Source organism: Streptomyces sp. NPDC003697 (genome assembly GCF_053587115.1).
Genome location: NZ_JBSFNN010000083.1, coordinates 15,379 through 30,315, shown reverse-complemented (window position 1 = coordinate 30,315; position 14,937 = coordinate 15,379). Strand labels below are relative to the sequence as shown.

Sequence of the window (14,937 nt, the reverse complement as noted above, 5' to 3'; positions counted from 1 at the left end):
GGGCGCGCCCGCCGGCGCGCCCCCGGAACGCGGGGAGCGGCGAGGGTGCCGTCGGCCTCGGGCCGTGCGGCCCCGTCAGACCAGGCCGGCCTCCTTCATCTGACGCAGCTCCTTCTTCATCTCGGACACCTCGTCGCGCAGCCGCGCCGCGACCTCGAAGCGCAGGTCCGCCGCCGCGGCGCGCATCCGCTCCGTCATCTCCTCGATCTGCGCGGCGAGCTCGGCCGCGGGACGGTCCGTCGGCACCGTCTCCTCGGTCCTGGCCTTGCCCTTGGCGGACTTCGCGGACCTGGCGCCCTTGGCCGCCTTGTCGCCGAGCGACGGCACCGGGGCCTTGGCGCCCTTGCCGTCCTTCGTCTTGCGGTAGCCGGTGCCGAGCAGCTGCTCGGTGTCGACCTCCTCACGGGCGATCTGCGCGACGATGTCGTTGATCTTCTTGCGCAGCGGCTGCGGGTCGATGCCGTTCGCCTTGTTGTACGCGATCTGCTTCTCCCGGCGGCGGTTGGTCTCGTCGATGGCCTTCGCCATCGCCGGGGTGATCTTGTCGGCGTACATGTGGACCTGGCCGGAGACGTTGCGCGCGGCGCGGCCGATCGTCTGGATGAGCGACGTGCCGGAGCGCAGGAAGCCCTCCTTGTCGGCGTCGAGGATCGCCACCAGCGAGACCTCCGGCAGGTCGAGGCCCTCACGGAGGAGGTTGATGCCGATGAGGACGTCGTACTCACCGGCGCGCAGTTCGCGCAGCAGCTCGATACGGCGCAGGGTGTCCACGTCGCTGTGCAGGTAGCGCACCTGGATGCCGAGCTCCAGGAAGTAGTCCGTGAGGTCCTCGGCCATCTTCTTGGTGAGCGTGGTGACGAGGACGCGCTCGTCCCGCTCGACCCGCTGCCGGATCTCGTGCACCAGGTCGTCGATCTGGCCCTCCGTCGGCTTGACGACGACCTCCGGGTCGACCAGGCCGGTGGGACGGATGATCTGCTCGACCTGGCCGTGCGACCGCGACAGCTCGTATTGGCCGGGGGTGGCCGACAGGTACACCGTCTGGCCGATCCGCTCCTGGAACTCCTCCCACTTCAGCGGGCGGTTGTCGAGCGCGGAGGGCAGCCGGAAGCCGTGGTCCACGAGGGTGCGCTTGCGGGAGGCGTCGCCCTCGTACATGGCTCCGATCTGGGGCACGGTGACGTGCGACTCGTCGATGACCAGCAGGAAGTCGTCCGGGAAGTAGTCGAGCAGCGTGTTCGGCGGCGTGCCGGGCGCGCGGTCGTCGAAGTGCATCGAGTAGTTCTCCACGCCGGAGCACGTGCCGATCTGGCGGAGCATCTCGATGTCGTACGTCGTGCGCATCCTCAGACGCTGGGCCTCCAGGAGCTTGCCCTGCTTCTCCAGCTCGGACAGGCGCTCCCCCAGTTCCTTCTCGATGCCGTTGACGGCCCGCTCCATCCGCTCCGGGCCCGCGACGTAGTGCGAGGCCGGGAAGACATAGAGCTGCTGGTCGTCGCTGATGATCTCTCCGGTGAGGGGGTGGAGGGTGGAGAGGGCCTCGATCTCGTCGCCGAACATCTCGATGCGGACGGCCAGCTCCTCGTAGACCGGGAAGATCTCGATGGTGTCGCCGCGCACACGGAAGGTGCCTCGGGCGAAGGCCGTGTCGTTGCGGGTGTACTGGATGTCGACGAACCGGCGCAGCAGGTCGTCCCGGTCGATCTCGTCGCCGACCCGGAGCGGGACCATGCGGTCCACGTACTCCTGCGGGGTACCGAGACCGTAGATGCAGGAGACCGAGGCCACCACCACGACGTCCCGGCGGGTGAGCAGCGAGTTCGTCGCCGAGTGGCGCAGGCGCTCGACCTCCTCGTTGATCGAGGAGTCCTTCTCGATGTAGGTGTCGGACTGCGGGACGTACGCCTCGGGCTGGTAGTAGTCGTAGTACGAGACGAAGTACTCGACCGCGTTGTTCGGCAGCAGCTCGCGGAACTCGTTCGCCAGCTGGGCGGCCAGCGTCTTGTTCGGCGCCATGACGAGCGTCGGGCGCTGGAGCTTCTCGATCATCCACGCGGTGGTCGCGGACTTGCCGGTGCCGGTCGCGCCGAGCAGGACGACATCCCTCTCGCCCGCCTCGACGCGCCGGGCGAGTTCGGCGATGGCTTGCGGCTGGTCACCGCTGGGCTGGTAGGGGCTGACGACCTCGAAGGGCGCCACCGTGCGTTCGATGTGGGAAACGGGCCGCATGCATCCACCGTACGACCACCCGCTGACAACCGGTCCCTGGTCACCTTCTCTGCGGGGTGCGGGGGCCGCGGTGCGCCAGGGGCCGGAGCGGGCCGGGGCGGCGGACGGAGTGCCGCACCAGTTCGGGTGCCGGTACGCCCGGCTTGCGTTCGGCGGGGGCCCAGTCGGCCCTGCCCGCGGCCATCAGCGGGTCGAACACGACGACGACACCGGCCAGCAGCAGGAAGGCGAACGGGCCGAGCAGCATCGGTGCCAGCAGCGCCGCCGGTGACTCGCCCCCGGTGGGGGCGCCGCTCGCGCCGTGCAGGTGGACGCTCACGGCGGCCATGCCGGTGTAGTGCATGCCGCTGACGGCGAGACCCATGACCAGGCTCGCGCCCAGGCTCCACAGGACCCCCCTGACCTGCCCGGCCGCCCACAGGGCGGCGGTCGCGGCCACGACGGCGATGAGGACGGAGGCGGTGACGGTGAGCGTGTTGTACTCCAGCCTGCCGTCGAGGCGCATTCCGGCCATGCCCAGGTAGTGCATCGAGGCGACGCCCAGGCCGGTGATCGTGCCCCCGGTGAACAGGGCGGATCCCGTCGCGCCCCGGTAACCGACGATGAAGATCCCGACCCCCACCATGACCACGGGGACCACCAGGCTCGCGTACATGGTGGGCCGGTCGTAGTGGATCGGCGCCTCCCGGACCGTGAAGCCCATCATCGCGATGAAGTGCATGGTCCATATGCCCGAGCCGAGGGCCGCCGAGCCGAGGGCGAGCCAGCCGGGACGCCAGGAGTGCGAGACGAGCAGGGCCCGGGTGGTGCAGCGCAGGCCCAGGGCCCCGCCGAGGCAGGCCATGAGATAGGCCACCAGCGGGGTGACGAGGCCGTAGCTGAATCCGTCGACCGTGCCGTGCATGCGCGGTAAGCCCTTCCACCGTCTTGCGTCCCGGAGTAATGCTCCCCGTCCCGGACCGCCCGAGCGGTCGAGGTCGACAGAGAGTATGACTCCCACCGGATCGGTCGAACGATTTCCCGGCAAAGAAAACACGCCCCTGCCCCAGTTGTGCGCCACTCGTGAGCGGTCTCGGACCTCCCGCTGACGCGTGGCGGTCTTGCGCCCGCCTGCCGTTGACCCTTTGCTGTCACTCTGGTGCCGTCAGTGACCACTCACGCGAGGAGTACGCATGCACGCACGCGCAGTCGCCGCCACGACGACCGCCGTCCTGGGAGCCACGCTGCTGTGCTCCGGCGGCGCCCGGGCCACCCACGACACGTCCCCGCCCGTGGTCGTCGCGCACCGGGGTGCCTCGGCCTACGCCCCCGAGAACACCCTCGCCGCCGTCGACAAGGCGGCCTCCCTGGGCATCCGGTGGGTCGAGAACGACGTCCAGCGCACCAAGGACGGCGTACTCGTCGTCATCCACGACGACAGCCTCCGGCGGACCACCGACGTGGAGGAGGTGTTCCCGCACCGTTCCCCGTGGGAGGTGAAGGACTTCACCGCGGCGGAGATCGCGCGGCTGGACGCCGGCCGCTGGTTCGGTCCGGCGTACGCGGGCGCGCGCGTGCCGACGCTCCAGCAGTACCTGCGCCGCGTCGAGCACAACCACCAGAAGCTGCTCCTGGAGCTCAAGAGCCCCGAGCTGTACCCCGGCATCGAGCAGCAGACCCTCAAGCTCCTCGGCAACGAGGGCTGGCTGGACAGCCGGCACCTGGCGAGCCGGCTGATCGTGCAGAGCTTCAGCGCCGACAGCGTGCGGACCGTGCACGACCTGAAGCCGGGCGTGCGGACCGGGTTCCTCGGCGCCCCCAGGACGGCGGACCTGAACCGCTACGCCGCCTTCACGGACTCGGTCAACCCCCCGCACGGCTCCCTGTCCGGCGGCTACGTCTCGGCCGTCCACTCCCTCACCGGGCCGCACGGCAGGCCGCTGCGGGTCTTCGCCTGGACCGTCGACGACGCCGCCCGCGCCCGGGCCGTCGCCGGCTACGGCGTCGACGGCGTCATCACCGACAAGCCCGACGTGGTGCGGAAGGCACTCGGCGGGTCGTGAACGCGTGATCCCGCCCGTCGGGCGCCCGCCCGTGGGGCCGCGCCCGGGCCCGCCGCGCTGTCGGTGGCGGGCCTTACCGTGGTCGCATGGACAGCACCGGGCAGTACGGGCAGCAGGTCGTGTGGACCGTCGTGGACAGCGCCATAGGTCGCCTGCTGCTCGCGGCGACGCCCGACGGGCTCGTCAACGTCGTCTTCCACGCCACCGACGCGGTGCGCGACCGGGCGTTGGCCCGGCTGGCGTCCCGGCTGGGCACGGAGCCCGTCGAGGCGCCCGGTTCCCCGCTGCTGGCGGAGGCGACACGCCAGGTGCGGTCCTATCTCGCGGGCGAACGGCGCGACTTCGAGCTGGCCCTGGACTGGTCGCTGATCTCCGGTTTCAACCGGGCGGTGCTGCGCGAGCTGGCCTCCGGCGTTCCGTACGGCACGGTGGTCGGCTACGGCGACCTCGCGCGCCGGGCCGGTCAGCCGGGCGCGGCACAGGCGGTGGGGGTGGCGATGGGGGCCAACCCGCTGCCGGTGGTCGTGCCGTGCCATCGGGTGGTGGAGAGCAACGGCGGGATCGGCGGGTTCGGCGGCGGCCTGGAGACCAAGCGGAAGCTGCTGGCGCTGGAGGGTGTGCTGCCCGAACCGCTGTTCTGAGCAGACTTCGCGGGCGTTCGGCGGCACCGCCGCGGGGGTGCCCGCCCCCGGAGCCTGCCGAGGCGCCGGGGGCGGGGCCGCGTCAGTCGTAGTGCCGGGCCTCGACGACGTTCCCGTCCGGATCGCGGAAGTAGAAGCTGCGCCGGGCCTTCCCACGGGCGCCGAAGGAGTCGTACGACAGCTCGGAGACGGGCACCGCCCGCTCGTCGAGCCGGGCGCGCAGCGCGTCGAAGTCGTCGGCCGGCAGGGACAGGCAGACATGGTTGACCGGGTGGCCCGCGCTGTCGGCGGCGCCGGGGAGCACGTTCATGTGCGGCGTCAGGGTGAGCGGCGCGAGGTCGAAGATGGTCTCCTCGTTCAGGCGCACGGACGGGAAGGACACCTCGCCCGCGGCGAACTCGGCGACCCGCAGGGGCTCCAGCCCGACCGCCTTCTCGTAGAAGTCGGCCGCGGCCTCCGGGTCGCGCACCCACAGGACGACGTGGTCGAGACGTGCCGTGTTGTCCGTCATGGCCTCCAGGCTGCTCCCGCCGCCGCACCGGCCGCAAGGGTTTGACCGGACGCGGCGCCCGCCAGGGATGAGGGAGGAGCGACAGACGGGAGACAGGCTCGTGCTGGTGGTGTCCGAAGAGGTGCGGGAGGCGCTCGCCGCGCGCCGGCCGGTGGTGGCCCTGGAGTCCACGATCATCGCGCACGGGCTGCCACGCCCCGACAACCTGCGGGTGGCGCGGGAGCTGGAGGATGCGGTGCGGCGGGAGGGTGCCGTACCCGCGACGATCGCCGTGCTGGACGGGCGGTCCCACGTCGGTCTCGGCAAGGAGCAGCTGGAGCGGATCGCCCACGGGCAGGGGATCCGCAAGCTGGGGCACCGTGACCTGCCGCTCGCCGTGGCGGTGGGTGCGAGCGGGGCGACCACCGTCTCGGCGACCGCCCTACTGGCCGCCCTGGCGGGCATCAGGGTGTTCGCGACGGGCGGGCTCGGCGGGGTGCACCGGGAGTGGACCGTGACACAGGACGAGTCGGCCGATCTCGGGCTGCTGGCGCGCACTCGGATCACGGTCGTCTGCGCGGGCGTGAAGTCGATCCTGGACGTGCCGGCGACCCTGCAGCGGCTGGAGACGCTGGGCGTGCCGGTGGCCGGGTACGGAACGGACCGCTTCCCCGGCTTCTACCTCTCCGACTCGGGTCAGCCGGTGGACTGGACGCTCCGGACGCCCGAGGAGGTGGCCGCGGTCATGCGCGCGCAGGACGCGCTCGGCGTGCCGGATTCGGCGCTGATCGTCGCCCGGCCCGTCCCCGAGGACGAGCAGCTGGATCCGGACCTGCACGCGCGCGTGCTCGCCGACGCGCTGCAGGCGTGCGAGCAGGACGGTGTCACCGGCCAGGCGGTCACGCCGTTCCTGCTCGACCACCTGGTGCGGCACACGGACGGCGCCTCGCTGCGAGCCAACCTGGCCGCCGTACGCGGCAACGTGCGGCTCGCCGGGCGGATCGCGGCGGCCTGGGCGCGGGCGTGACATCGGGGCGCACGGGCGCCGCGGGAGCGGTCGGCGGTGCCGCCGGCGGGGCGCTGCTGGTGGTCGGCGATGTCGTCACGGACGTCGTCGCACGGCACCGGGGGCCGCTCGCGCCCGGGACCGACACGGCCGCGGTGATCCGCACGGTGCCGGGGGGCGCGGGAGCGAACGTGGCGTGCTGGGCCGCCCGTTGGGGGTGGCGCGACGTGCGGCTGCTGGGGCGGGTGGGCGCGGACGCGGCAGCCTGGCACGAGCGGGAACTCGCCGTCTCGGGAGTGCGTCCCCGGCTCGTCGTCGATCGGGACGCGCCGACCGGAACGGTGCTCTGCCTGGTCGACGCGGGAGCCGCGGCCGAGCGCACGTTCCTCACCGACAGCGGCGCCTCCCTGCGCCTGGAGCCCGGTGACTGGTCGGAGACGCTGCTCGACGGTGCCGCGTGGCTGCACCTGTCGGGTTACCTGCTGTTCTCGGCGCCGAGCCGGGCCCTGGTGGCGGTCGCCGTGGCGTCGGCGCACGCTCGGGGTGTGCCGGTGAGCCTGGATCCGGCGTCGGCCGGGTTCCTCACCGTGCTGGGCGTCGACCGGTTCCTGTCCTGCGCCGAAGGGCTGGACGTGCTGCTGCCCAGCCGTGACGAGGCGTGCCTGCTGACGGGGTTGCCCGATCCGGCGGACGCGGCGGCGAAGCTGAGCCGGTACGTGCCCCTCGTGGTGGCCAAGCAGGGAGCCGACGGTGCGCTGGTGGCCCGCGCCGGCACCGTGTGCGCCCGGGTCCCGGCCGTGCCGGCGACACCTCTGGACACCACCGGCGCCGGTGACGCCTTCACCGGCGCGTTCCTCGCGGCCCTGCTCGGGGGCGTGGGGCCCGAGGACGCAGCGGCCGAAGGGTGCCGGGCGGGGGCGCTGGCGGTGGAACGGGTGGGGGCCAGACCCCCGGGATCCGGCACGTGCCGGTGACGGCGGCCGGTGAAGGGGGGCGAGGGGCCGGTGACGGTGGCCGCCGGGCAGGCGTGCGGCGGCGGTTGCCTTCCCGCCGGCCGCCCGGTCCGCGACCTGCGGGACCGTCCGGGCGGGCCGGTCCCCGGCGGGGCAGTGCCCGTCCACAGGCGGGAACCAAGCGGAATCTCCCGTTTCCCCAGGCCTGCCCGCCGCTAGCGCCTGGCCAGGCAGACTGGCACGCCAGGGCGCAGCGGTGCGGCGCGCGGGAAGAGTCCTGCCGGGGATACGGGGGCGGGGCCGGTCAGCCGCGCCACGCCGGGTGGCGCGGATCGTCGGCACGGACCAGGACGTCGGCCGTGCCGGCCGGGTCGGCCTCGGCGTCGTAGCGCTCGAAGGCGGGCAGCGTCCAGTGCTCCGCCTGAGGGGTGCGGCGGCGGAGGGCGCCCGGGGAGAGGAGGACGTGGACGGTCAGGTCGAAGGGGAACCAGTGGCGCAGCAGGAGGGGGCCGTGCATCAACAGCAGTCCGCCCGGCGGGAGCTGGGCGTAGTCGCTCCGGGTGGCGCGATCGGCGGCCGGGTCCCACAGGTCTGGCAGGACGCGGCCGTCACCGCCGGGTTCGAGGGGGCCGAAGACCTCGCGCCACAGCGCGCCGGTGTCGATCCAGCCGTCGTAGTACGACTCCACGTCCCGGTGGCCGTGTTCCAGACGCAGGGAGGCAGGGCGGAGGAAGCCCTCGACGCCCACGACCAGCGAGGGCCGGCCCCGTAGCCGCAGCGCCTGTGCGACGCGTTCGGCGAGGTCACCGGGGCTGGCGGCAGGCGCGCCGTCGAAGGCGACGCGGGTCCAGGGACTGCCGTCGGCCGGATTCAGGTCGAGCAGGCGCTCGGCGAGGAGGTCGCCGAGCCGTTCCCAGGTGATCGCTTCGAGTCGCACACGGCCCATGATGCCGCGCGGCGGCGACGGCCCCGCGGCTGCCCGCCCGGGACGGGTCCTGCGTTCGCCGGACACGGCCTGACACGGACCTGGGCCGGCCGGCACGAGGCAGGCCGGGCTGCCTGGGGAAAGCGCTGTCGGGTACTTCGCGCACGGGATGGGCCGGACGTATCGTGGCCGCAGGAGTGCCGCCCGATACCGCACGGCCTGTCGCACGCGTACGCGAGGAAGACGGCCCATGGCCGATCCCAAGGGATTCATGACCACTCCACGCCGGGAGTGGCCCCGCCGGCCTGTCGAGGAGCGGGTCGGGGACTGGGACGAGGTGTACGTTCCGGGCGCGCTGCTGCCGATCATCGGTGAACAGGCCGGCCGCTGCATGGACTGCGGCGTTCCGTTCTGCCACGAGGCCTGCCCGCTGGGCAATCTGATCCCCGAGTGGAACGACCTGGTCTCCCGCGAGGACTGGCGGGCGGCCAGCGACCGGCTGCACGCCACCAACAACTTCCCCGAGTTCACCGGCCGGTTGTGCCCGGCACCGTGCGAGGCGGGCTGCGTCCTCGCGATCAACCAGCCCGCCGTCACCATCAAGAACGTCGAGTGCGCCATCGCCGACCGGGCCTGGGAGGAGGGCTTCGTCCTGCCGCGGCTCCCGGACCGGCTGTCGGGTCGGACGGTCGCGGTGATCGGGTCCGGGCCGACCGGGCTCGCCGCGGCCCAGCAGCTGACGCGTGCCGGGCACACGGTCGCGGTGTACGAGAAGGACGACCGGCTCGGCGGGCTGATGCGGTACGGCATCCCCGCGTTCAAGATGCAGAAGCACCACCTGGAGCGGCGGCTGGAGCAGATGCTGGCCGAGGGGACCAGGTTCCGCACGTCGACGGTGGTCGGACGGGACGTCGACGCGGCAGGACTGCGCTCGCGCTACGACGCCGTGGTGATCGCCACGGGAGCCACGGCCTGGCGGGAGCTTCCCGTACCGGGGCGGGAGCTGGCCGGAGTCCATCAGGCGATGGAGTACCTGCCGTTGGCCAACCGGGTCGGCGAGGGGGACCTGGAGTGCTCCCCGCTGTCCGCCGCCGGCAAGCACGTCGTCATCGTGGGCGGCGGTGACACGGGGGCCGACTGTCTCGGCACCGCGGTCAGGGAGGGCGCCGCGTCGGTGACCCAGCTCGACATCTACCCCCAGCCGCGTGCGGAACGCGACGAGGACACCGAGCCGTGGCCGACGTATCCGAAGGTCTACCGCCTGTCGGGCGCCCACGAGGAGGCTCGTGACCTGCGGACTGCGCCCGCCGCCGACGCCGACGCGCGGCTGTTCGCGGCGTCGACGCTGCGCCTGACCGGGGACGCGGACGGGCATGTGCGGTGCCTGCACCTGGCCGGGGTGGACGAGCGGCGGCGCCCGCTGCCCGGCACCGGCCGCACCCTCCCGGCGGATCTGGTGCTGCTCGCCCTGGGCTTCTCGGGGCCCGACCTCGGGGACGGGCTCGTCGACCAGCTGGGACTGGAGCTCACCCCGCGCGGGACGCTGGTGCGTGACACGGGCTTCGCGACGAACGTCCCCGGCGTGTTCGCGGCGGGGGACGCGGCGCGCGGCCAGTCGCTGATCGTGTGGGCGATCGCCGAGGGCCGGGCGGTGGCGGCAGCGGTGGACCGTCATCTGACGGGCAGTTCGCAGCTCCCGGCGCCGATCGGGCCGTACGACAGGCCGATGACGGCGTAGCCCGGCGGCCCGCGGTGTGCGGGGAGCGAGCGCGGGCCCCGGGACGACCGGCGTGGCGAGCCCGTGGTTACGCGCAACTCCGTAACGGTCTGAGGCGGATGGTGAACAAGGCGGTACCGGACACAGGAAGTGACAAGAATTAAGCAGCAACCGTAGTGGTCAGGAGAGCAGGAAGTCCGCCTCCCCGGCCTTGGCGCCCTCGATGAAGGCCGTCATCTCGTCGGAGGTGTAGATCAGCGCCGGCCCGTCGGGGTCGGTCGACTGACGCACCGCTATCCGGCCGTCGGCCAGTTTCATCGCCTCCAGGCAGTTGCCCCCGTTCCCGCCGCTCCACGGCTTGCGCCAGCCCTCGCTGCCCAGCTCCCGGGCGGGCATGCCGTTGTAGATCCGCTCACCGCGGATCGGCGGTGCGGGCTGGGTCGTGAGGTGTTCCATTCACAGCTCCTTGCGGAGGTCCCGGAGGATCTCCCTGGTGCGATGTGCCGTGGCGGCGTGCGCCGCCATGCGGTCCATGACCTCGAGGTGGGTCGCCACCTCGGTGCGTGCGTCAAGGTAGACGGCGCCCGTCAGGTACTCGCTGTAGACCATGTCGGGCAGTTCCGGCACGGCGAATCGGAACAGCACGAAGGGCCCGTACGTGCCCGGGTGCGGCCCCGAGGAGAAGGTGGCGACCTGGAGTGTCACGTTCGGCAGCTCCGTGGCGTCGAGCAGCCTGTCGATCTGAGCCCGCATCACCTCCGGCCCGCCGACCGGCCGGCGCAGCACGGTCTCGTCCATGACCACCCAGAATCTGGGCGCGTCGGGCCGGGTGAGCAGGCCCTGGCGTTGCATGCGCAGCGCGACGTGGCGCTCGATGTCGTCGGGCCGGGTCTGGCCGACGGCTCCCGACTTCAGCACCCCGCGGGCGTAGTCCTCGGTCTGCAACAGGCCGGGCACGAAGTGGGGTTCGTAGGAGCGGATGAGGGAGGCCGCGCCCTCCAGGCTGACGTACATGGAGAACCAGCCGGGGAGGATGTCATGGAACCGCTGCCACCAGCCGGGCTGGTTGGCCTCCTCGGCCAGTTGCACGAAGACGTCGGCCTCCTCGTCGCAGACGCCGTACGCCTTCAGGAGCAGTTGGAGGTACGGAATCTTGAGCCCGACCTCGGCCATCTCCATACGGCGGACCGTGGCGGGGGCGACGCGCAGGATGCGCGCGGCCTCCTCGCGCCTGAGCCCCGCGCGCTCCCGCAGGTCCAGCAGGCGCCTGCCGAGCACGACCTGCCCGACGGTCGGCGCGGACCGCGGTTCGCTCACGCTCCACCTCCAGCAGTCGATCCGGACAGCCCTTGCGGCGCCATGGGGAGACCCTACGAAGGTTTCGCGGATCTTCGAACGATCCCAAGTGGCGCCGCGCAGCATGCTGTTGCGTGCAGTCTGCCATGGCGCTTGACAGCGTCACCGACCACTCTGCATTTTTCAGAGTGACGCTTGCCAAGTGTCCACGGCAGGGAGATAGTGGCAAACGTGATTCCGTCCCCGCCCTTAGGAACAGACGCCGCCGCGGACTGTCTCGGTCCGGGTGCCGCCATGGCGGAGGGTCCCGGCGGGGCCCCTGCCGGGCGCCGGTTCCGCTTCGAACTGGCCGCACACCCGGGGTCTCCCGCGCGGGCCAGACGTCTGGCCCGGGCCCGCCTCTCCGGCTGGTCGGTGTGCGAGGACACCTGTGACACGGCGGACCTCGTCATCTCCGAACTGGTCACCAACGCCGTGGTGCACACCGCGAGCAGCCATATCGTGTGCGAACTGCACGACGGCGGCGACGTGGTGCGCATAGCCGTGCGCGACGAGGGCTGCGCACCGGGAGAGCCGCACTCGTCCCCGAGAGGGCCGGAGGAGGAGCACGGGAGGGGACTGCTCCTCGTCGACGCCCTGTGCCGGGCCTGGGGCGCGCAACAGGACGGGCCGGGACTGCTGGTGTGGGCGGAACTGCCGCGTGCGGCCGACGCGTCGCACGGCGGGGAGGAAGCGCGGGGTGACCTCGGCTGGGGTGCCCGCCCCAAGCCGAACCCGTCCCGCGGTCCGGCGGACGAGGACGACGACGCGCAGGCACACCACCACGGATCGGGGGCCGCATGGCGGTGAGCGCCATGTCCGGCTCCGGCGGCCTGCTCAGCCTGAACACCCTCGTACGCCTGGGCCGCGGCCTGCGCACGCCGGGCGTGTCTCACCGGCTGGCGGTTCCCGAGGGCATGACCGCGCCCCTGGGCTGCGACGCGGTGGCGGTGCCCGTCCGTATCGGGCCGCGGGTGATGCCGCTTCTGCCCCGCGTCGGGTGCGTCTACGCCGACGAGGCGCACTGGTGGTGGCTCGTCCCGTCCGACTCGGACTACGCCCTCGAGTGGCCCGCCCCCGCGCACTACGCCACCGGCGCCGTCCTTCCCGAGGCGCCCGAGACCCGGCCCCCCGGCCTCATCCACCGACCGGACGGCACGGTTCCGTACACCCCGCCGATTCCCCTCTACCTGGCGCTCTGCCACCTCACGGGGTCGACTCCGGCATGGTCGCGGCCGATCAGCGCGTAGCCGTCGGCGTGTAGCGGTCCCCGCGCACCGGTCCCCGAGGCGGGTCGCGCCGCCGCGTCACCTCCGGCGATGCGGCGAGACCCGGGTTCAGGGCCGCCGCCCCGAGACATGTGGCGAGCCGGTGCACGGGGCGCGCGCCGGGCGACGACGCGTCGGGGTCCCACCGGGGCGGAGGTCCCACCGGGGCGGAGGTTCCGCCGGGTCGGGGCCGCCCCTGCCGTAGCGGCGCCGCGTACGCGCCGCCGCTGCCCGTCGCACCGGGGGCGCCGCGGGTCAGGCGGTCGCCTCACCGCCGCTGTCGCCGCCCCGGACGATGACCAGGAAGGTATCCGTCGCGAGGTCCATCACGACCTCGGCGGGCAGGCCCTCCAGACGCCGCGCGTGTGCGAACTCCTCCGCAGGCCACGATCCGCGCGGACCGCCGGCAGGAAAGCGCTCGAGCACCGTTCGCCCGTTCACCCTGCACCTCCATGTAGCGCTGTACTCGTAGAGTTAAACGCCAACCATGGGGCCTGCGCCTCGCGCAGTGATGGTACTGAGACGTAGTTGACACTCGTTCACTGCAAAGTGTGGGCGAAATATCCGCTTTTCGGCGGTATCCATCACGGGTGGTGACCGTCGCTCTTCACGGTGCTTCCACCCGTCCGACCTGCGGTGGTAACCGTGGCGTGCGTCGCGGCCGCCCGCTCTCGCGGGCAGACTCTCAGTACTCGCGCGCCTTCCGCACGGCCTCGTCGAGAACGTCCTCGGCCTCACCGACCGCGCGGGCCAGGGCGTCCGGGGAGGCCGTCAGCCGGCCGACGATCCGGTCGACGTCGAGGAGGCCGGCCCGTTCCAGGAGGCGCTTGTCGTTGGTGGCCCACTCCCCTCGCGCGGCCAGCACCGCGTGCGCCGTCTGGGTGGCGGCTACGGCGATCGCCCCGGCGACCTGGGTGAGAGCGCCCTTCGGCGCGTGCCCCGCCTTCGCGTACGCGAGGGTGGCGGCGGCCAGGCCGTGCCATCGGCCGGGAGCGGCGCGGCGCAGGGCGGGCGGGTAGGCAGCGGGCTGCCTCAGCTCTCCGCGCAGGACGCGGCTGACGGCGAGTTCCGCGACGACCAGATAGCTGGGGATACCGGCCAGGTGGAACAGCAACGGTTCGATCCGGAAGCGTCCGTGCTCCGCCTCCGTCCACTCGTCCTCGACGACGTCGAGGTCCCGGTAGTGGACGTCGACCCGCCGCTCGTCGATGGTCAGCCAGGCGCCGCCGTTGAACACCCCGCCGCCCCACCCGCCGAGTTCGCAGACCTCTCCCTCCCAGCCCACGGCGCGCAGATCGCCGGGGTCGAAGCGGCCGCGGTAGTAGACGGCCAGGTCCCAGTCGCTGCCGGGGCCGTGCGTTCCCCGGGCGCGGGAGCCGCCGAGGGTCACGGCCCGTACCCCGGGGAGGGCGGAGAGCCGGTCGGCGGTGGTGTCGAGAAACGTCTGGTCCGTGAGGGACGGCACCTTGGCACCTCCGTAAGGTCGCGGTCGGGGGCGACCCTAGGGCCTCCTTCCCCGACGGCGCCACCGAAGGGGGGCGGTCGCGACAGCGGCGCGGCATGGGCGCGGCTCGTCCCCGCGCCCACTTCGCAGGGCGTGTCGCCTCATCCCCTCCCGGTCACGGCCGCTTCGCCGGCAGCCCGGCCGCTTCGGCCGCCGTCACGAGGACGTCCCGGAGCATCGCGGGGGTGAGCCGCCCGGTGAACGTGTTGCGCTGGCTGACGTGGAAGCAGCCGAAGAGCTCCAGCCCGTCGAGCGCGACCCGGGCCCCGTGCGCGAAGGCGGGCCGCGGCCGGGGCACGCTCCAGCCCGCCTCGGCGAAGGCCGGCAGCGCGGCCTGCCAGCCGAAGGCGCCGAGCACCACCACTGCCCGCAGCGTCGGCCGCAGCAACCCCAGCTCCCGCACGAGCCAGGCCCGGCAGGTGTCCCTTTCCCCGGGGGTCGGCTTGTTGGCGGGCGGTGCGCAGTGCACGGGAGCGGTGACGCGGACCCCGTACAGTTCCAGGCCGTCGTCCGCGGCGACGGAGGTGGGCTGCGAGGCGAGCCCCACGTCGTACAGCGCCTCGTACAGCACGTCACCGGAGCGGTCGCCGGTGAACATGCGGCCGGTCCGGTTGCCGCCGTGCGCGGCGGGCGCCAGGCCGACGATCAGCAGCCGCGCGTCCGGCGGCCCGAACCCCGGCACCGGCCTGCCCCAGTAGGCCCAGTCGGCGAAGGCGGCACGTTTGGTGCGGGCCACTTCCTCGCGCCAGGCGACCAGACGCGGGCAGGCCCGGCAGTCCGCGATCCGCCGGTCGAGCGCGGCCAGGCTGCTGGTGTCCATGCTTCAC

16 protein-coding genes are annotated in these 14,937 nt (G+C 73.0%); 7 read left to right on the top strand and 9 right to left on the bottom strand.

Annotation, left to right across the window (positions count from 1 at the left end; genetic code table 11):
• Positions 1–75 precede the first annotated feature (75 nt).
• Both uvrB and ACWDNY_RS25835 read right to left on the bottom strand, forming a co-directional pair.
• Positions 76–2,229, bottom strand: coding sequence for an excinuclease ABC subunit UvrB (gene uvrB, locus ACWDNY_RS25840; RefSeq protein WP_451648183.1), 2,154 nt, complete (start codon positions 2,227–2,229; stop codon positions 76–78).
• Positions 2,230–2,269: 40 nt separating this feature from the next.
• The gene (locus tag ACWDNY_RS25835; RefSeq protein ID WP_451648182.1) at positions 2,270–3,133 is read right to left on the bottom strand and encodes an MHYT domain-containing protein; all 864 of its coding nucleotides are present in this window, start codon (positions 3,131–3,133) and stop codon (positions 2,270–2,272) included.
• A 268-nt stretch (positions 3,134–3,401) separates the two neighbouring features.
• On the opposite strand from ACWDNY_RS25835, the gene ACWDNY_RS25830 reads away from it, so the two are divergent.
• Positions 3,402–4,271: a glycerophosphodiester phosphodiesterase gene (locus tag ACWDNY_RS25830; RefSeq protein WP_451648181.1), complete on the top strand. Its 870-nt coding sequence runs from the start codon at positions 3,402–3,404 to the stop codon at positions 4,269–4,271.
• 86 nt (positions 4,272–4,357) lie between these two features.
• Positions 4,358–4,912, top strand: coding sequence for a methylated-DNA--[protein]-cysteine S-methyltransferase (locus ACWDNY_RS25825; RefSeq protein ID WP_451648180.1), 555 nt, complete (start codon positions 4,358–4,360; stop codon positions 4,910–4,912).
• An 82-nt stretch (positions 4,913–4,994) separates the two neighbouring features.
• Here ACWDNY_RS25825 and ACWDNY_RS25820 read toward each other — a convergent pair whose 3' ends face one another.
• Positions 4,995–5,423 carry a VOC family protein gene (locus ACWDNY_RS25820; protein WP_451648179.1) on the bottom strand — a complete coding sequence of 143 codons (429 nt, stop codon included), beginning with the start codon at positions 5,421–5,423 and terminating at the stop codon, positions 4,995–4,997.
• 100 nt (positions 5,424–5,523) lie between these two features.
• On the opposite strand from ACWDNY_RS25820, the gene ACWDNY_RS25815 reads away from it, so the two are divergent.
• Together ACWDNY_RS25815 and ACWDNY_RS25810 are read left to right on the top strand one after the other, a co-directional pair.
• A complete protein-coding gene (locus ACWDNY_RS25815) occupies positions 5,524–6,429 on the top strand; it encodes a pseudouridine-5'-phosphate glycosidase (protein ID WP_451648178.1) in 906 nt (301 codons plus the stop codon).
• On the top strand, positions 6,426–7,382 hold the full coding sequence (locus ACWDNY_RS25810; RefSeq protein WP_451648177.1) for a carbohydrate kinase family protein: 957 nt from the start codon (positions 6,426–6,428) through the stop codon (positions 7,380–7,382). The genes ACWDNY_RS25815 and ACWDNY_RS25810 overlap by 4 nt, the downstream gene beginning before the upstream one ends.
• Positions 7,383–7,665: 283 nt before the next feature.
• Here the strand turns inward: ACWDNY_RS25810 and ACWDNY_RS25805 are convergent, their stop codons facing one another.
• Positions 7,666–8,307, bottom strand: coding sequence for a uridine kinase (locus ACWDNY_RS25805; RefSeq protein WP_451648176.1), 642 nt, complete (start codon positions 8,305–8,307; stop codon positions 7,666–7,668).
• 229 nt (positions 8,308–8,536) lie between these two features.
• Between ACWDNY_RS25805 and ACWDNY_RS25800 the strand changes: the two genes are divergently transcribed.
• Positions 8,537–10,024 carry a glutamate synthase subunit beta gene (locus ACWDNY_RS25800; RefSeq protein WP_451648175.1) on the top strand — a complete coding sequence of 496 codons (1,488 nt, stop codon included), beginning with the start codon at positions 8,537–8,539 and terminating at the stop codon, positions 10,022–10,024.
• A 159-nt stretch (positions 10,025–10,183) separates the two neighbouring features.
• Here the strand turns inward: ACWDNY_RS25800 and ACWDNY_RS25795 are convergent, their stop codons facing one another.
• Positions 10,184–10,459: a DUF397 domain-containing protein gene (locus tag ACWDNY_RS25795; RefSeq protein WP_451648174.1), complete on the bottom strand. Its 276-nt coding sequence runs from the start codon at positions 10,457–10,459 to the stop codon at positions 10,184–10,186.
• Positions 10,460–11,320, bottom strand: coding sequence for a helix-turn-helix domain-containing protein (locus ACWDNY_RS25790; RefSeq protein ID WP_451648173.1), 861 nt, complete (start codon positions 11,318–11,320; stop codon positions 10,460–10,462).
• Between the two features lie 201 nt (positions 11,321–11,521).
• On the opposite strand from ACWDNY_RS25790, the gene ACWDNY_RS25785 reads away from it, so the two are divergent.
• Positions 11,522–12,148 (top strand): ATP-binding protein, encoded by a 627-nt coding sequence (locus ACWDNY_RS25785; RefSeq protein ID WP_451648172.1) that lies wholly within the window; start codon positions 11,522–11,524, stop codon positions 12,146–12,148.
• Complete coding sequence (locus ACWDNY_RS25780; RefSeq protein ID WP_451648171.1) at positions 12,139–12,588, top strand: hypothetical protein; 450 nt, start codon at positions 12,139–12,141, stop codon at positions 12,586–12,588. Before ACWDNY_RS25785 ends, ACWDNY_RS25780 begins: the two co-directional genes overlap by 10 nt.
• 273 nt (positions 12,589–12,861) lie before the next feature.
• Here ACWDNY_RS25780 and ACWDNY_RS25775 read toward each other — a convergent pair whose 3' ends face one another.
• The 3 genes from ACWDNY_RS25775 to ACWDNY_RS25765 all read right to left on the bottom strand — a co-directional run bounded on the left by ACWDNY_RS25775 (position 12,862) and on the right by ACWDNY_RS25765 (position 14,930).
• Entirely contained in the window at positions 12,862–13,047 is a 186-nt protein-coding gene (locus ACWDNY_RS25775) for a hypothetical protein (RefSeq protein ID WP_451648170.1), read from the bottom strand.
• A 244-nt stretch (positions 13,048–13,291) separates the two neighbouring features.
• Positions 13,292–14,071, bottom strand: coding sequence for a nucleotidyltransferase domain-containing protein (locus ACWDNY_RS25770; protein WP_451648169.1), 780 nt, complete (start codon positions 14,069–14,071; stop codon positions 13,292–13,294).
• 154 nt (positions 14,072–14,225) lie between these two features.
• On the bottom strand, positions 14,226–14,930 hold the full coding sequence (locus ACWDNY_RS25765; RefSeq protein ID WP_451648168.1) for a uracil-DNA glycosylase: 705 nt from the start codon (positions 14,928–14,930) through the stop codon (positions 14,226–14,228).
• Positions 14,931–14,937 lie beyond the last annotated feature (7 nt).

Coding starts and splice junctions, on each gene's coding strand:
- uvrB (WP_451648183.1), bottom strand. CDS start 2,229: ATGCGGCCCGTTTCCCACATCGAACGCACGGTGGCGCCCTTCGAGGTC.
- ACWDNY_RS25835 (WP_451648182.1), bottom strand. CDS start 3,133: ATGCACGGCACGGTCGACGGATTCAGCTACGGCCTCGTCACCCCGCTG.
- ACWDNY_RS25830 (WP_451648181.1), top strand. CDS start 3,402: ATGCACGCACGCGCAGTCGCCGCCACGACGACCGCCGTCCTGGGAGCC.
- ACWDNY_RS25825 (WP_451648180.1), top strand. CDS start 4,358: ATGGACAGCACCGGGCAGTACGGGCAGCAGGTCGTGTGGACCGTCGTG.
- ACWDNY_RS25820 (WP_451648179.1), bottom strand. CDS start 5,423: ATGACGGACAACACGGCACGTCTCGACCACGTCGTCCTGTGGGTGCGC.
- ACWDNY_RS25805 (WP_451648176.1), bottom strand. CDS start 8,307: ATGGGCCGTGTGCGACTCGAAGCGATCACCTGGGAACGGCTCGGCGAC.
- ACWDNY_RS25800 (WP_451648175.1), top strand. CDS start 8,537: ATGGCCGATCCCAAGGGATTCATGACCACTCCACGCCGGGAGTGGCCC.
- ACWDNY_RS25795 (WP_451648174.1), bottom strand. CDS start 10,459: ATGGAACACCTCACGACCCAGCCCGCACCGCCGATCCGCGGTGAGCGG.
- ACWDNY_RS25780 (WP_451648171.1), top strand. CDS start 12,139: ATGGCGGTGAGCGCCATGTCCGGCTCCGGCGGCCTGCTCAGCCTGAAC.
- ACWDNY_RS25765 (WP_451648168.1), bottom strand. CDS start 14,930: ATGGACACCAGCAGCCTGGCCGCGCTCGACCGGCGGATCGCGGACTGC.